Raw genomic sequence first — 15,591 nt, forward strand, 5'->3', positions numbered from 1 at the left:
ACGTTTTGTAAAATTATTGTGTCATAGAAATAATTTAACAGCTTAATCTCCTGTAAAAACGAGGCTCAGGCGCTGAAAATAGGTGAAAACTGGGCGGAAGACTGACTATAATTCTGTACAATATTTTTTACTATTCTGCAAAATAGGCTTCCAGTTCCATCAAAGTGTTGGCCGTAGTCTGCAGGTCTTTGATAATCAGTCCTTTTTCCATTAAGATGATCCTGTCACATACGTCAGTGACATGGTTTAAATCATGACTGGAAATCAGGGTGGCCATCTGACGTTCCGATTTCAGCGACTTGATCAGTGTTTTCAACCGGATTTGTGTGGTTGGATCCAGATTGGCAAAAGGCTCATCCAAAATCAAGAGCTCCGGATTTTGCATCAGCGAAGCCGCAATCCCTATTTTGTTTTGATTCCCCTTAGAGAAGTCTCTGATATACTTGCCTTTATTCAGGATCTCCCCATTGAAGAAATCTTGAAATTGCTGGAGATAATCATTTACATGGGCAGCAGTCATCTGATGAAGGCCACCAATAAACATAAAATATTCTTCAGCTGTGAGGTAATCAATTAAAAAACCTTCATCCAGATAGGAAGCGGTATAATCTTTCCATTGGTCATTTTGGCCGATCAGCTCTCCTTTAGAGCGGATTTCTCCTTCCGTAGGACGAATCAGGTCCAATACCATTCTAAACATCGTGGTTTTTCCTGCACCATTGTTACCTACAATCCCCACCGTTTCCCCGGCATGGAGCTGTAGGGACTCAATATTGACTACAGTACGGTTACCGTAGGTCTTTTTTAAGTTTGAAATTTCTAAAATCATGATTTTTCTCTAAAGCCAGCTGCAATTTTATATTTTCTCTTATTGAACTCTTTCACTAAAAGATCTACCCAGAACTCACGGGTCAGGGCGGCGGCAAGGCCGGATAACCCTAATGCCAATAAGCCCCAGTAAGGATGCCCATTCAGGGAAAAGGGAAGGACGATCAGGTAAGGCATTAAAAAATAAGGTAATCCCAATACCCATTGTGAAGCACCTACACCCTGGAAATTAAAACTGGAACCTTTAGTCAGGTCCATCGCCCGATAATTTCGGGTGGCGAAGTATAACACCACAATGGTTCCTATCCCTATATTATAAAAATAGGCGGCAAATTGAATCACCAATATCTTCCAGCTCATGAGCCCATATAAACAGGCCACCAATGTGGTGAATGAGGAGAATAGTGTGAATAACAGGAATTTTGCCCGGATAAAATCTTTAATGTCAATTTTATTGGCCATTAATCCATCAAAATGTGCCGACTGCCAGCCAAACATGAATTGTCCATATATACTAATGGTATTGCCCGTCATGAATATGGCGGCAAAAAGCATGAGGTTCAGGTTGTCTTTATCCAGCAGTTCCTTTTTATAAAAAAGGAAGCCATACAGCAAAAACAGCAGACTCATGGTCACTGCCGAGCGGCTTCTTTTATTTCTCAGGATGAGCTTGATCTCCAGGGCTGCATAAGCGCCAACTTTTCCAAAGCGATCCAGAAAAGGATAGTCTGTACTGGTCTTTACCGTTTCCGTACTACTCAATTCTTCTGCATACAGGTTATTCCGGAGGTACCGGGCATTGACTAAAAACATCCCTATCGCTAAAAATGTAAAGCCCAAAGCGGCAAAAGGCTGATCTGCAATGTAATTGAAGACCACATTTGAAATTGCCGCAATTGAGAACACTTTGAAATACTCCAATAAACCCAGTCCAACAATCAGCGCTAACATGATCGGTACCAATTTCAGGTTTTGTATACTCAGCCTTTTGATGTATAGCGCGGCATAATTGTTAAAGACCACCAATGAAATGATGGCGATGAAATACATCAAAGCCGTCAGCGGACTGTATACACTAGCAATCGCGGTAAAGCAGAATGGCAGGAATAAAAAAAGGGGTAAGATATTAAAAGCAGAAAATAGTGCCCTTATATTTAAGAAATTAACAATCTTTCTTTTCGGAATCCTCAAATGGAGATAGGGGACAATACTCAGCGTGGGCAATTCCTGCAATTGCATCCTCATCAGGAAATCCATGGCGAAATAATAAAGGATCAATCCGTTGAAAACTACAAATACATCTTTATCAGGGAAGGCTTTCGCAATAAATATTTCTAAACCTATACCCAGAAAAATAGCGACCCCCAGGAGATAGATCACCACAAATCCGATGAACAGCTGTGTGGCAATTGTTCCGCCTTTATTCTTTGATCGCCAGAAGGCTTTCCATTGATGGTCTAGAAAAGTCGAGCGCATAATTAATAGTTATATTTATTTTTCCAGTTTTGTCGTAATTTCTCCCGTAGCTTTTCTTCCGCAGGATTCTTTCCCGGGTCGTATAGTTTGGTACCGCTCAAAGTGTCAGGGAAATATTCCTGTTCCGAGAAATTGCCTTCAAAGCCATGCGCATATTGGTAGTCTTTACCATATCCAATATTTTTCATCAGCTTAGTAGGGGCATTCCGTATATGTAAGGGGACTGGCAGATTACCGGTTTGTTTCACCAATGCCTGTGCTTTATTTATTGCCTCGTAGGCCGCATTACTTTTTGCAGAAGAAGCCAGGTAGGTAACTGCTTGTGACAGAATGATTCTGGATTCCGGATAACCAATTACATTGACGGCCTGAAAACAGTTGTTGGCCAGTAAAAGCGCATTTGGATTGGCATTGCCGATGTCTTCGGAAGCCAGGATCAATAACCTTCTGGCGATAAATGAAGGATCTTCTCCACCTTCAATCATCCTGGCGAGCCAGTACACCGCGGCATTGGGGTCACTGCCCCGGATACTTTTTATAAAAGCAGAAATGATGTCATAATGCTGCTCACCGGCCTTATCATATAAAGCCAGGTTCTGCTGGGCATGTTTTAGCACATTTTCATTGGTCAGCACAATCTTATCTCCACCAATACCATTGACCGCTATCTCGAGCACGTTCAACAGCTTTCTGGCGTCACCACCGGATAAGCGAATTAAAGCCTCATGCTCCTTAATCGTTATTTTCTTTTCTTTCAGTACGGTATCCTGCTGAATTGCGGTTTGCAATAAGCCGGAAAGTTCTTCTTCATTCAGCGATTGTAAAATATAAACCTGCGAGCGGGACAGTAAAGCGGAGATGACTTCAAAAGAAGGATTTTCAGTGGTTGCGCCAATCAGCGTCACCAATCCTCTTTCTACGGCACCCAGTAAGCTGTCTTGCTGTGATTTGCTGAAGCGGTGGATCTCATCGATAAAAAGAATCGGAAGACCCATGAAGCTGTTTTTTAGCGCTGCCGCCCTGTCGATCACGTCCCTAATGTCTTTTACGCCGGAATTGATGGCGCTCAGGTTAAAAAAAGGACGGTCTAAAGTTTGAGATATAATGTAAGCAAGTGTAGTTTTCCCAACACCTGGCGGGCCCCAAAAAATCATTGATGGGAGCTGCCCGCTTTGAATGGCTTTACGCAATACAGCATCAGGACCTACTAAATGTTGCTGACCCACATATTCATCCAGATTTTGAGGGCGCATACGCTCTGCTAAAGGAGGTAGGTTTTGCATAGTCAGTAAGTTTTTATTCCTATTCTTTTGTCGGACTGGCATCACCTGAAGCAGGCTTTGCAGTACCGGCCGTACTTGTTGTTTTAATGGTGTCAGAATGAGTTTTACCTGTATTTACATCAACAGTTCTTGCAGCCGTTTGGTTTGCCTCAGCAGCATTCCTTGGCGCAGCGGAACTTTTTCCTTTAGGTTTTTTGCCCCAAACTTTACGCTGCGGTTTCTTGCGGTCATACTTTTTCTCTGATGGGCTTTCTGGGGCATCTGCCGGAACTGCTCCAAAATGTTCAGGAAGCGGCATTCTGTCAATTGTCTTGTCAATCAGTTTTTCAATATTCGCAAATTTGCGCTTGTCCTTTTCATTCACCAATGTAATTGCGGTACCAGTAGTGGCCGCTCTTGCTGTTCTTCCGATCCTGTGGATATAATCTTCCGGATCATGAGGTACATCAAAATTGATCACCAAACTAATTCCTTCCACATCAATTCCCCTCGATAAAACGTCTGTTCCAATCAATACCGGAACCCGTTTATTCTTGAACTCTGATAATATCGCTTCACGTTCTTTCTGACCTAAATCCGAATGGAATGCTTCTGCTTTGAATCCTAATCCACGGAAAACCTTACCCAGATTCTTTACTTTTTCTTTCGTAGAAGCAAAGATCAAGATGCTTGGAAACTCTACATTTTTCATCAGTTCCGTCAGTAATTTTACTTTCTGAGAATCATGAACCATATAGGCCTGCTGGTTAATTCCCGCTGCGGGTTTAGAAATAGCAATGCTGATTTGTTCCGGATTGTGGAGCAATCTGCCGGCAAGCGTTCTTATTTTAGGAGGCATAGTTGCGGAGAACAATACCGTTTGTCTTTTCTTGGGAAGGAAACTGACGATGCGCATGATGTCATCATAAAAACCCATGTCCAGCATTCTATCTGCTTCATCCAGTACCAGGTGCTGCAACTGGTCCAGTTTCAACAATCCTGAGGAAAGGTGGGAGATTAAGCGTCCCGGAGTGGCAATAATGATGTCTACACCTTCGCGCATAGAGCGTTTTTGCTGCTCATAAGCGATCCCATCTCCACCACCATAAACCGTTAAGGAACTGATGTTCGTGAAATAGGAAAGTGCTTCTACCTGTAAATCTATTTGCTGTGCCAGCTCACGTGTAGGCGCCAATATCAAGGTATTGTTATGGCGATTTTCCGTCATGCTGATCATGTTCATGATCGGTAGCAAGTAAGCACCAGTTTTCCCGGTACCTGTTTGTGCGCAGGCGATTAAATCTTTTTTATCTAGAATTAGCGGAATAGCTGCTGTTTGGATGGGAGTCGCATTGCGAAAACCCATGGCTAGTAAACCCTCTAATAAATCAGGGTTAAAATTAAAATCTTTGAAATCCAATATACTTCTATGTTGTTAGTATTATCCTATAAAAGTAACCTTTTATTCATTAGTTGTCTAATGTTTTTTCGAAGGTTCAGTACTTGCATGGGCTTGATTATTAATTTATAAGCCCATGCGGTTTATTTTTTCTGGTCGGCATAACCGAACACTTTTTGCAAAAGTGGGGTAGACCTGGCGCCCAGATTATCTCTGATTTTAAGCTCTTCCTGAGCCACTTGGATAAACATGCCGTCGATGGCCTTTTGTGCTACATAGCTGGATAAATCGGTAGTTACCGGCTTTACCATTGGCAGTTTATTGTATTGCTTCGTGGCATCGCCCCAATATTTTGCGGCACCAACTTTACTCAGGCTATTTGTAATGACTGGCTCAAACTTCTCCATCAGCTGTGCTGTAGTGACTCTTTTGAAATAATTCGTCGCGGCATCCTGCTGACCCAATAAAATATTAGTTGCATCAGCAATGGTCATCTGTTTGGTGGCCGAAACAAAAATAGGCTTCGCCTCTTTCGCTGCATCTTCAGCAGCCCTGTTTAAGCTCAGTACCACATTATCGGCAAGGGAACCTAAACCAACGCTGCGTAAGGTCTTTTCTACCTTTTGTGCTTCTGGTGGGAAAAGGATTTTCACAGCAGCATTGCCCATAAATCCGTCTTTTGCCGATAATAAATCTGCGCCTCTGCCGATCCCTAATTCCAGCGCTTCTTTAATCCCAAAGCCGATTTCGGAAGTACTCGGCGTACCCGTTGTTCCGGTCACGCTGTTGGATTTATTAGTCGTTGCAGGTTTTGAAGCTGCAGTTACTTTTTTTAAAATATTACCGAGTTTTGTCTGACTTTGGGCTTCGATACTGCTGAGACTGATCAGGCAGGTGGCGAGCAAATAAATGCTAGTTCTTTTCATTGAATTTGTTTGTGTTTTCAATACTAAGCAAATCTTTGGCCAATAAAGCAGCCGACTTTACTAAATTTATAAACTCGGCACGGTATCCTTCGGTATCTTTTCCCTTTGCAGCCTGCGCCATGCGGATGACTTGCTCATAATTGGCATCACGTTTATATTCCGATTGGCGCAATAACAAGCCAAATTCTGCGACAGCCGCCGCAAAACGGAAATGCTCAGAGGCCTTGTCAAATGGCGAATTGGTATCCAGCACTGCTTTTTGCAGTAACTTACTTTGATGGCCATCCGGTTGTTTGTAACGAAGCTTTACCATGAGCATTTCCGGACTGCCATTATTACTGGCGATAACTTCATATTTCTGATATTTCAAAGGGTCAATGAACGGTGTAAATCCACTTTTAACCCCAAAAGGAATCACTTCATAGAAAGCGGTTACCGTGTGTCCTGCACCCATATCGCCGGCATCTTTACGGTCGTTATTAAAATCTTCATCTGCTAATAAGCGGTTTTCATAACCAATCAAACGGTAGGCCTGCACTTTCGAAGGATTGAATTCTACCTGTAATTTCAGATCTTTGGCTACGGTAAATAAGGTGCCTCCAAATTCATTGATCAGTACTTTTCTGGCTTCGGAAATATTGTCGATATAGGCATAATTACCATTGCCTTTATCAGCAAGCGTTTCCATTTTGCTGTCTTTGATATTGCCCATTCCATAACCTAATACCGTTAGGAAGATGCCGCTTTTTCTTTTTTCTTCAATTAGTCTTTCCATCTCCTGATCGCTGGAAGCACCCACATTGAAATCCCCATCTGTGGCAAGAATGATCCTGTTATTCCCCTTTTTGATGAAGTTTTCTGCAGCTACTTTGTAAGCCATTTCCAGGCCTTTTCCACCGGCTGTACCACCGCCTGCCATCAATTTATCTAAAGCATCTTTGATGGTGGTTTTCGCCGAACCTGGGGTAGAAGGTAAGACCAGTTCAGTTCTGCCTGCATACACTACAATAGCGACGTGGTCGTTGGGACGCAATTGATCTGTTAATAATTTGAAAGAGGAAATCAGCAGCGGTAATTTATTTGATTCGGCCATAGAACCAGATACGTCAATCAGGAACACCAGGTTGGCAGCCGGCAAAGACGCAGTGTTGATGCGTCTGGCCTGCAAAGAAATTTTGACTAGTTTATGCTGAGGATTCCATGGGGCAGCTGCGATTTCTGTACCGATGTTTACCGGATCATTTCCGCCAGGCTGAGGATAATCGTAATTAAAATAATTGACCATCTCCTCAATTCTCACCGCATCTTTAGGGGGCAATGCGCCATTGTTCAGGTAACGGCGTACATTGCTATAGGCCGCGGCATCTACATCTATTGAAAAAGTAGAAAGTGGTGTTTTATTGGGAGCGATGAAGCCATTTTCCTGAATAGGTTTATAGCTTTCGGTATTACTTGCTGAACGGAATTCATTGCGCTCAATTCTTCGGATCTGCATGCGGCTAACAGCAGGTTTCGATAGGATTGTTCTTGCTTCGCTGACGATCACTCCAGGGCTTCCGGTAGTGATGACGTTATAGGCTGCGATGTCTGCCGATGGATCCCCTTCCAAGGTTCTCATTCCTGGATCTTTAATCGCAATTCCCCGTATCCGGATCATATTTTTTGCTTTATTTCTCGCTATTTCTTCTTTGGCCAGTTTTTTTGCCGCACTGGGATCAATGATCAGCTTCACATTCAGGATACTTTTTGTTCCGATGCTGAGTCTTTTGCTATAGTATCCCGGAGCTTGAAAGCGCAATTCCTGATCGCTATCATCCAGGATGATCGTGTATTCACCAGCCCGGTTTGTGGCGGCTGATCTGCTTCCGGAAAGATTGCTGACCGTAGCGTTGGCAATCCCAGCGCCATTTCCAATCACTTTACCTTGTATTTTCTTGATTGCGGAAGCATTAAATCCCAGCAGTACAAGTACCAGGAAAAGGGGGAAGAATATGTTTCTCATAATTTCATTGATTTCCAGAATGATGTAAGCTTTGAAGAATTTCCACACCTTTATCAGAAAATATTTTTATACTTGATCGAATTATGTTCTATACCGCAATTGAAATTTATTAAAAACAATACCAGAATTCAGGAGCAGGACGATGCTGCTTTGATTGCCCGATATAAAATCAGCGGCGATCTGGAATCATTGGGCCAGCTTTACAATAAATACATGCACCTGGTATTTGGGGTTTGCCTCAATTACCTGAAAGATGAAGAGCAGAGTAAGGATGCGGTCATGCAGATCTTCGAAGAACTGGTGGTCAAACTGAAAGTTCATGAAGTGCAGAACTTCAAAAGCTGGCTTCATGTGCTATCCAGAAATTACTGTTTAATGGCCATCCGTAAAAATTCCAAGCATACCACCGTTTCCATGGAGGATACTTTTGTGGAAAACACGGAATTTGTGCATCTTGATATCGATGATACAAAGGAAGAGAAACTGACTGTGATGGAAAGGTGTATGGAGAAACTGCCGGAAGAGCAGCGCATTAGTGTGCAATTGTTCTATCTGGAAGAGAAATGTTATAAAGAAGTTGCAGATCTTACCGGATATGAAATGTTGAAGGTGAAGAGTTATATCCAGAATGGAAAGCGGAACTTGAAAATTTGTATAGAAAAAAATAGTGGTGAATAACGATTGGTTAGATATAGCAGTTTTAGAAGATTACCTGGATGGTAAGCTTGATGCCAAAACCATGAATAGGGTGGAGCGGGAAGCGCTTGAGGATCCTTTCGTGGCAGAAGCTTTGGCTGGACTGAGTGCTTCGCCTAAACGCTCTTTAGCGTCGATTTCTTTACTGCAGAAACAATTGCAGGAACGCATTGCGGATCATCAGGCAGAAAAGAAAACAAAGGTGATCACCTGGCAGCGACTGAGTATTGCAGCAACGGCAGCAGTATTGTTTATCGCGGTGAGCGTGGTTTTCTGGATGAAAGAAGTGGCACAGCAAAATCAGCTGGCTAAACAAGGAAAAGAAGTAGAAGTCAATTTAAATCCTGCTGCTGGAACGGTAGTTCCTGCGGATCAAGGCGCATTGGCAAAAAATAAAGTCGAAGAAAGAACTGAAGCAGCTGCCGCCGGACAAGCAGCGGCAAATGCAGGTGCCTCTGCGGAGGTGGTTGCTAAAGAAGCAGTGATCGCAGCAGCTGTTCGAGCGGCAAAGACGAACAGCTATGCGGCAAATACACAGAAAAAAGCAGCAGTAGCCAATCAAGCTGTGGCAAGCGATGTGATGGCCGCTGATGTGGTCTCCAGCGATAGAATGGCAAAAGCAGCACAAAGCGCTTATGCTAGTCCGATGGCAAGATCTATGCGGACCGTTTCCGCGCCTATGATACAAGGAAAGGTAGTTTCAGATGTAGATGGGAAACCCTTGTCTGGTGTAGCTGTACAAGCTTTGCCAGGTAAGGTAGGAGGTGTAGCGATCACAGGTATTAACGGGGAGTTCAAGATTCCTGCCGATAGTATGGGGAAGGTTTATACAGTTGCTTTGAGTCATCCAGGTTATGTACCTGAACAGGTGGTAGTGCGATTGAATGAACCGCTGGGGATTACCTTGAAAAAAGAATTGAACCCTGTTGCTGCCGCTAAACCGGTAGTTGGCTGGACTAAATACGAGCAATATCTTCAGGAAAACAATCAGCTGACCAAAGAAAGCACGCTAGGTGCAATTTTAGAACTCAGCTTTGCAATAGGAAAAGACGGCCGGCCTTACGACTTTAAAATACTCCGGACCTTTGGTGCGAAATATGAAAAAGAAGCCATTCGCTTAATCTCAGAAGGCCCAAAATGGGAACTGCCTGCTGATCCTAAAGCAAGACTAAAGCTCGGCGTAAAGTTCTAAAAGATCAATCACCTTCATGAAAATATCTTCATAAAAAAACCGGAACGCTTTAAGCGGTTCCGGTTTTTTTATGGGAAGTACTCCCTATATTATTTTTATGCTTTATTGATTAAAAGAAAAGGTGGATCACACTGTATACAATTGCAGCAAGCGTAGCAGATACTGGAATGGTCAATACCCATGCCCATAATAAGCTCACGGTTACTCCCCAGCGTACTGCGGATACTCTTTTCAGTAAACCTACCCCAACAATCGAACCTGTGATCGTGTGTGTAGTAGATACTGGGATACCAAAATGCTCAGTGATTCCTAAAGTCACGGCACCAGCAGTTTCTGCGGCTACCCCTTCAAAAGCATTCACTTTAGTAATTTTAGAACCCATTGTTTTCACAATTTTCCAGCCACCGCTCATGGTTCCTAATGCGATTGCCGCATAACAGGAGATAGGGATCCATTCTGGCATAGTGTCACCAGTTTTAAGGACGTTTGCAGCCACCATCGCTACGTAAATGATACCCATTACTTTTTGCGCATCATTACCACCGTGAGTAAAACTCAGGGCAGCAGAAGAGATCAACTGTAATCTTTTGAACCATTTCTCTGCAACAGAGGGGCGTGCATTTTTGGAAATATGAAGGATAATAATAGATATAATCACGGAGATCACCATACCAATAACCGGAGCGAGCACAATAAAGGCGACTACTTTCAGGATTGGAGCAAGGTTAATGGCATCCATTACACCCACACCTAGGGTGAATGCTTTAGCCATACCGGCACCGGCAAAACCACCGATCAGGGTGTGTGAAGAGCTGGAAGGAATTCCGAACCACCAGGTAAAAAGATTCCAGGTGATGGCAGCCAGAAGGCCAGCCAGGATCACTTCCAGGGTAATAAAGTTTTCCACTACCGTTTTTGCAATGGTGTTGGCTACTTTATGGTCAGTGAAATAAAAATAGGCGGCGAAATTGAAGAGCGCGGCCCATAATACTGCCTGAAAAGGTGATAATACTTTCGTAGATACAATGGTAGCAATAGAATTTGCCGCATCATGAAAGCCATTGATATAATCGAAGGCAATTGCCAGGACAATTACAACGACTAATAAGGTAGTTACCATTTTATTGAAGGTTTAAGCGTTCTTTACCAAAATAGATTCCAACACATTTGCTGCATCTTCACATTTATCTGTAGCCATTTCTAAGGTCTGCAGTACTTCTTTTTGTTTGATCAGTTCAATTGCATTAGTTTCAAATTCGAATAAACGAGCAATCGCAAGGTTCGTCACATAGTCGGCTTGATTTTCACCACTATTGATTCTTACACAAGCATCAGCAATCACGCGGATGTTTTTGAAACTTCTCAATTCTTTAATCGCTTTATCCAAATCGGTACACATTTCTACTAACAATTCTGCTAGTTTGATCATGGCATCACCAATGTTAACAATATTGTAAAGTTCAATGTTGCTTGCAGAAGCATGAATATAATCTGCAATATCATCAACCGCACTCGCTAAGGCATGGATATCTTCCCTGTCGAATGGGGTAATGAAATTCTTGCTGAGTTCTAAGAAGATCGAATGGGTAATGTCGTCACCAACATGCTCTAAACGTTCTACTTCTTTGATGTATTCTTTTCTTCTTTCCAGATCTGTTGCGCTAAGGGCAAGCAATAGAGCTTCAGAAATTTTCAATACATTGCTGCCTGCCTGCTCGAATAATGGCTGGAATTTTTTGTCTTTTGGCGTGAAGAACTTAAAAATGCTATTCATCTGTTATATTATATTTTGTTTTAATTGTCAGATGAAACACCGCATAATGCCCTGGTCATCCTACTTATAAAATATGATACAAAAGTATGAGTGTAATGTTAAGTTAATGTTAAGTGTTAAGTTATTTTGAAAAAGCTTTGTCATTGTTAACCAATCTTTTGCAGGGTAAAGGCAAAAGTGGTCCCGATTTGTAACGTACTTCTTACGGAAATAATCTGTTGATGAGCCTCCAGGATATGTTTTACGATGGCAAGGCCGAGTCCAGTACCGCCTTCCTGCCTAGACCTATGAGAATCAATCCGGTAAAAACGTTCGAACAAACGAGGGAGGTGTTTTTCCTCAATTCCAATCCCATCATCGGTTACTTCAATCAGGTATTGGTCATGAAGTTCGAAGATTTTTATGGCCGTAGAGCCATTTTCCTTCCCGTATTTGATGGAATTCTGGATCAGGTTGATCATCACCTGACGGATTTTCTCCCTATCGGCATTCACATAAGCAGGGTGGGTATATTTATCCTTGAAGGAGATGGTAATGTTTTTTTTCTTTGCTTTGTCTTCCAGGCCTTCCATTACTTCTTTAGCCAGCAGCACAAAATCAAACTTGGTATAATTGATCGGAATTTCCCCGGATTCTAACTTAGAGATAGAGTCCAGATCATTGATCAGGTAACTTAAGCGTTCTACATTGTTTTCCGCTTTTTTCAGGAACTTCTGCGCCATTTCCGGGTCATCCAGCAGACAATCCTGTAAAGTCTCTATATAGCCTTGTACGGCAAATAGGGGAGTTTTAAACTCATGGGAAACATTCGATAAAAACTCTCTTCTAAACTGTTCCTGTTTTTTCAGAATGTCGATCTCGCGTTTTTTAGCCCCTGCCCATTCTTTTACTTCATGTTCCACATCATTGATGGGGTCGCTGCTCACATATTCTCCAAGTGCATCTTTTAAGTCTTTTCCCAATTTTAAGTTGTGGATCATCTTATAGATCAGCACGATTTTAGAATAGATATATTTCTCCAGCAGGTAGTAAAATACGATGAAACTGGTCATAAAAGCCACCCCAAAAGATATGGCCATAAAATACCAGCTCTGTTGGAAATAGAAATTCACCAGGCCTATAGAAAGGCCTACTGCAAATGCAGCAATTAAAACGAGGACGCTCAACTTCATGCAGGCAATTTACAATTTAGATTTAAATTAAACGTTAAATCTTTCCTTCCCACTCTTTATAGAAATGATCCAGATAAACCAGCATAAAATCGTGACGCTGTGCGGCAATTTCTTTTCCGGTATTGGTTTTCATGAGGTCTTTTAATCTCAATAGCTTCTCATAAAAATGATTGATGGTGGGAGCGGTAGAATTTTTATAAACTTCCTTGCTCATGTTCAGATCTGGCGCAATCTCAGGATCGTATAACACCCTGTTTTTATAACCGCCATAAGTGAATGCACGGGCGATACCAATGGCACCAATGGCGTCCAGACGGTCGGCATCCTGTACAATGTCCAATTCCCTGGATTGGAAAGTGATGATCCCCAGACTAGCTTTGTAGCTGAGGTTTCTGATGATTTGCTGAACATGAAGGATCTGTGCAGGGGCAAGGCCTAATTCCGTCAGAAAATCTCCGGCCATTTTTGGGCCGATTTCTTCATCCCCATCGTTAAACTTTGGGTCGGCAATGTCATGTAAAAGTGCAGCAAGAGCCACAATCAGTTGGTCCCCTTTTTCTGATTGATTGATAAGCAGGGCATTCTTGTACACACGTTCAATGTGAAACCAATCATGCCCGGCTTCTGCTCCTGCTAAAGTTTTTTTAACAAAGGCAATGGTCTGTTCCAGGATCTCATTCATATCATTTTGCTTTGCTGCAAAAGTATCTGAAATCCACCACAGGAAAAAATGATTTGTAGAATTAACCGGAAGCTCTTAGTGCTTCAACGAATTCTGCGGGCTTAAAATAAAGAAGTTGGTTGGGTTTGACATCCAGGATGCCGGCGATCTGACACAATCGCTCTACGGTAAGTTTACTGTGGCCCAGTTCGATTTTACTGTAGGCATTTTGAGAGATGTGGAGCTTTGCAGCTAGGTACTCCTGAGTTAAGGATTTGATTTTCCTGATCTTTTTGATCGTGGTTGGAATCTCTCTAACGTTAATTTCGAGTTGCTCATTCATAGTCTTGGGAAGTTTAGTTTACGTTTATTCTCAAGTATAAACGTAAACTAAACAAGAATAGATGTTAAAAAAGAAAAAAAAACGTAATTTCTCTAATTTACTCTGTTATTTCCTTTGGATCTGCTCTTCTGGTACCATCATACAACTCATATTCAAGCATGCGGCAATCCAGTTTACCATTGTAAAATTCGATCTTTTTGGTGGCTTTAAGGCCTATTTTCTTCGCAAGGTCTGGATTACCGGTAAAGATATATCCGAAATAACCTTTGCATTCCTGTTTCATAAAATCACCTACCCTTTTATAAGTAGCTTCCAGTACCGAGTGTACACCCAGACGCTCTCCGTATTCCGGATTGAAAACCACTACGCCTTTCCCACCTTCAGGAACTTTCGTTTCTGCGAAATCACAGACTTCAAAAGTAATCAGGGTATCTACACCGGCAGTTTGTGCATTCTTACGGCTCACTTCAACAGCATCTTCGGAAAGATCCGTGGCAATAATCGTCAGGTCAATGTTTTTAATCACTTGTTCTTTCAGAATCCGGCGTTCCGCAAAGAATACTTCTTCATCATAACCCAGGATGTGCATAAAACCATAGTTCATACGGAACAATCCAGGGCGACGGTTAGTGGCCAATAGCGCAGCCTCAATCGCCAGTGTTCCTGAACCGCACATCGGATTCACGAATGGTGATTTCTGGTCCCATTGGGTACTCATGATCACACCAGCGGCTAATGCTTCTAACATCGGTGCTTTTCCAGGGATCTTACGGTAACCATGTTTGGCTAAAGTTTCTCCGGAAGTGTCCAAAAAGATGTCCGCTTCACTGTCTTTCCAGTATAAATGAACCACCGCTTTATTGGCATCCGATCCTGAATTCGGACGGATTCCTTTTTTGTCTTTAATGCGGTCAACAATCGCATCTTTTACTTTTAGATTGGCAAAAAGCGGCGTCGTGATGGTTGGGTTATCCACATTTGAAGTCACCGAGAAATATCCCGAGAAATCAATCAGCGATTCCCACTCCATATCCACCAGCTCCCGGTACAATTCTTCCGGGTTATTGGCTTTGAAGCTTTTTAAGCAATATAAAATCTGACTGGCACACCTCAGGTTTAAATTCAACTTGATGCATTCCGTTAGGGTTATATTTAACTCTACCCCTGTAGGGAAATCCCTAACAATGGTGTAGCCCAGGGCTTTAACCTCTTCCTGTAGATATGGCGATAATCGCTTGTTGCAGGTTAAAATAACCTTGCTTTTTGTGTGGAAAACTTGCATAATATATTGTGCGAAGTTATCAATAAAAATATAGAGATTTGAACTTTGTCAAAGAATAAAACAGTAATTGTTATGGAAATAAAAGGAAAAGTGCATGAAATTGGTGCATTACAACAGGTGAGTGAGACTTTTAAGAAACGTGACCTGATTATAGAATACGCAGAAAATCCTACTTATCCAGAGTACATCAGATTTGAAGCTTTACAAGATAAAACGGCTTTATTCGACAGCTTAAAAACTGGTGATGATGTGGAAGTTTCTTTTAACTTACGCGGTCGTCCATGGACTGATAAAACAGGAAAAACATCATATTTCAATAGTTTGGTAGTATGGCGTATCAATGCCTTAACTCCAGGAGCTGCGGCAGCAACGCCAGCTTATGCTCCGCCAGCAGATTTGAACAATGCTCCAGGTGAGGAAGATGATCTTCCTTTCTAAAGATCTTTTTTAAATAAACAAATTGACCAAACGAGCCTGTCCGATCCTTCGGACAGGCTTTATTTTTGCCCTGTTTTTTCGGAGCTGCGAAAGGGCTTAGGAACTGGTTGGGAAGAGTTCTGCGTTCCTATAGCGTTTGG

General features: G+C 42.3%; 15 protein-coding genes. 3 read left to right on the forward strand and 12 right to left on the reverse strand.

Translation table 11 applies throughout. From position 1 onward, the window contains the following. Nucleotides 1–130 precede the first annotated feature (130 nt). From K7X70_RS11575 to K7X70_RS11600, 6 genes are all read right to left on the reverse strand, one after another. Nucleotides 131–829 (reverse strand): ABC transporter ATP-binding protein, encoded by a 699-nt coding sequence (locus K7X70_RS11575; RefSeq protein WP_222537263.1) that lies wholly within the window; start codon nucleotides 827–829, stop codon nucleotides 131–133. Continuing rightward, on the reverse strand, nucleotides 826–2,304 hold the full coding sequence (locus K7X70_RS11580; protein ID WP_222537264.1) for a DUF5687 family protein: 1,479 nt from the start codon (nucleotides 2,302–2,304) through the stop codon (nucleotides 826–828). Before K7X70_RS11580 ends, K7X70_RS11575 begins: the two co-directional genes overlap by 4 nt. 2 nt (nucleotides 2,305–2,306) lie before the next feature. Continuing rightward, a complete protein-coding gene (locus K7X70_RS11585) occupies nucleotides 2,307–3,587 on the reverse strand; it encodes a replication-associated recombination protein A (RefSeq protein WP_222537265.1) in 1,281 nt (426 codons plus the stop codon). Between the two features lie 19 nt (nucleotides 3,588–3,606). After that, a complete protein-coding gene (locus K7X70_RS11590) occupies nucleotides 3,607–4,986 on the reverse strand; it encodes a DEAD/DEAH box helicase (RefSeq protein ID WP_222537266.1) in 1,380 nt (459 codons plus the stop codon). Between the two features lie 122 nt (nucleotides 4,987–5,108). After that, nucleotides 5,109–5,891, reverse strand: coding sequence for a DUF4197 domain-containing protein (locus K7X70_RS11595; RefSeq protein WP_222537267.1), 783 nt, complete (start codon nucleotides 5,889–5,891; stop codon nucleotides 5,109–5,111). Beyond that, complete coding sequence (locus tag K7X70_RS11600; RefSeq protein WP_255607107.1) at nucleotides 5,878–7,893, reverse strand: YfbK domain-containing protein; 2,016 nt, start codon at nucleotides 7,891–7,893, stop codon at nucleotides 5,878–5,880. The genes K7X70_RS11595 and K7X70_RS11600 overlap by 14 nt, the downstream gene beginning before the upstream one ends. Nucleotides 7,894–7,992: 99 nt before the next feature. Here K7X70_RS11600 and K7X70_RS11605 point away from each other — a divergent pair, with 99 nt between their 5' ends. Then, complete coding sequence (locus K7X70_RS11605; protein ID WP_222537737.1) at nucleotides 7,993–8,571, forward strand: RNA polymerase sigma factor; 579 nt, start codon at nucleotides 7,993–7,995, stop codon at nucleotides 8,569–8,571. Further along, nucleotides 8,564–9,781 carry a peptidase associated/transthyretin-like domain-containing protein gene (locus K7X70_RS11610; RefSeq protein ID WP_222537268.1) on the forward strand — a complete coding sequence of 406 codons (1,218 nt, stop codon included), beginning with the start codon at nucleotides 8,564–8,566 and terminating at the stop codon, nucleotides 9,779–9,781. The genes K7X70_RS11605 and K7X70_RS11610 overlap by 8 nt, the downstream gene beginning before the upstream one ends. Nucleotides 9,782–9,890: 109 nt before the next feature. Here K7X70_RS11610 and K7X70_RS11615 read toward each other — a convergent pair whose 3' ends face one another. From K7X70_RS11615 to K7X70_RS11640, 6 genes are all read right to left on the reverse strand, one after another. After that, entirely contained in the window at nucleotides 9,891–10,901 is a 1,011-nt protein-coding gene (locus tag K7X70_RS11615) for an inorganic phosphate transporter (RefSeq protein ID WP_222537269.1), read from the reverse strand. A 12-nt stretch (nucleotides 10,902–10,913) separates the two neighbouring features. Continuing rightward, nucleotides 10,914–11,555 carry a DUF47 domain-containing protein gene (locus K7X70_RS11620; RefSeq protein ID WP_222537270.1) on the reverse strand — a complete coding sequence of 214 codons (642 nt, stop codon included), beginning with the start codon at nucleotides 11,553–11,555 and terminating at the stop codon, nucleotides 10,914–10,916. Between the two features lie 146 nt (nucleotides 11,556–11,701). Continuing rightward, nucleotides 11,702–12,727: a sensor histidine kinase gene (locus tag K7X70_RS11625; protein ID WP_062550693.1), complete on the reverse strand. Its 1,026-nt coding sequence runs from the start codon at nucleotides 12,725–12,727 to the stop codon at nucleotides 11,702–11,704. A 34-nt stretch (nucleotides 12,728–12,761) separates the two neighbouring features. Then, complete coding sequence (locus K7X70_RS11630) at nucleotides 12,762–13,409, reverse strand: HD domain-containing protein (RefSeq protein ID WP_222537271.1); 648 nt, start codon at nucleotides 13,407–13,409, stop codon at nucleotides 12,762–12,764. A gap of 61 nt (nucleotides 13,410–13,470) precedes the next feature. Then, nucleotides 13,471–13,731, reverse strand: coding sequence for a helix-turn-helix domain-containing protein (locus K7X70_RS11635; protein WP_062550691.1), 261 nt, complete (start codon nucleotides 13,729–13,731; stop codon nucleotides 13,471–13,473). Nucleotides 13,732–13,828: 97 nt separating this feature from the next. Continuing rightward, nucleotides 13,829–15,013 (reverse strand): THUMP domain-containing class I SAM-dependent RNA methyltransferase, encoded by a 1,185-nt coding sequence (locus tag K7X70_RS11640; RefSeq protein ID WP_222537272.1) that lies wholly within the window; start codon nucleotides 15,011–15,013, stop codon nucleotides 13,829–13,831. A 72-nt stretch (nucleotides 15,014–15,085) separates the two neighbouring features. Here K7X70_RS11640 and K7X70_RS11645 point away from each other — a divergent pair, with 72 nt between their 5' ends. Continuing rightward, nucleotides 15,086–15,451, forward strand: a complete 366-nt coding sequence (locus K7X70_RS11645; RefSeq protein WP_062550689.1) for a DUF3127 domain-containing protein — start codon at nucleotides 15,086–15,088, stop codon at nucleotides 15,449–15,451. Nucleotides 15,452–15,591: the final 140 nt, after the last annotated feature.

Origin of the sequence: Pedobacter polysacchareus (assembly GCF_019802255.1) — a bacterium.
GTDB classification, from domain to species: Bacteria; Bacteroidota; Bacteroidia; order Sphingobacteriales; family Sphingobacteriaceae; genus Pedobacter; species Pedobacter polysacchareus.

Excerpts from the sequence above, each read along its gene's own strand:
- K7X70_RS11575 (WP_222537263.1), bottom strand. The coding sequence starts at position 829 with ATGATTTTAGAAATTTCAAACTTAAAAAAGACCTACGGTAACCGTACT.
- K7X70_RS11580 (WP_222537264.1), bottom strand. The coding sequence starts at position 2,304 with ATGCGCTCGACTTTTCTAGACCATCAATGGAAAGCCTTCTGGCGATCA.
- K7X70_RS11585 (WP_222537265.1), bottom strand. The coding sequence starts at position 3,587 with ATGCAAAACCTACCTCCTTTAGCAGAGCGTATGCGCCCTCAAAATCTG.
- K7X70_RS11595 (WP_222537267.1), bottom strand. The coding sequence starts at position 5,891 with ATGAAAAGAACTAGCATTTATTTGCTCGCCACCTGCCTGATCAGTCTC.
- K7X70_RS11600 (WP_255607107.1), bottom strand. The coding sequence starts at position 7,893 with ATGAGAAACATATTCTTCCCCCTTTTCCTGGTACTTGTACTGCTGGGA.
- K7X70_RS11615 (WP_222537269.1), bottom strand. The coding sequence starts at position 10,901 with ATGGTAACTACCTTATTAGTCGTTGTAATTGTCCTGGCAATTGCCTTC.
- K7X70_RS11620 (WP_222537270.1), bottom strand. The coding sequence starts at position 11,555 with ATGAATAGCATTTTTAAGTTCTTCACGCCAAAAGACAAAAAATTCCAG.
- K7X70_RS11625 (WP_062550693.1), bottom strand. The coding sequence starts at position 12,727 with ATGAAGTTGAGCGTCCTCGTTTTAATTGCTGCATTTGCAGTAGGCCTT.
- K7X70_RS11630 (WP_222537271.1), bottom strand. The coding sequence starts at position 13,409 with ATGAATGAGATCCTGGAACAGACCATTGCCTTTGTTAAAAAAACTTTA.
- K7X70_RS11635 (WP_062550691.1), bottom strand. The coding sequence starts at position 13,731 with ATGAATGAGCAACTCGAAATTAACGTTAGAGAGATTCCAACCACGATC.
- K7X70_RS11640 (WP_222537272.1), bottom strand. The coding sequence starts at position 15,013 with ATGCAAGTTTTCCACACAAAAAGCAAGGTTATTTTAACCTGCAACAAG.
- K7X70_RS11645 (WP_062550689.1), top strand. The coding sequence starts at position 15,086 with ATGGAAATAAAAGGAAAAGTGCATGAAATTGGTGCATTACAACAGGTG.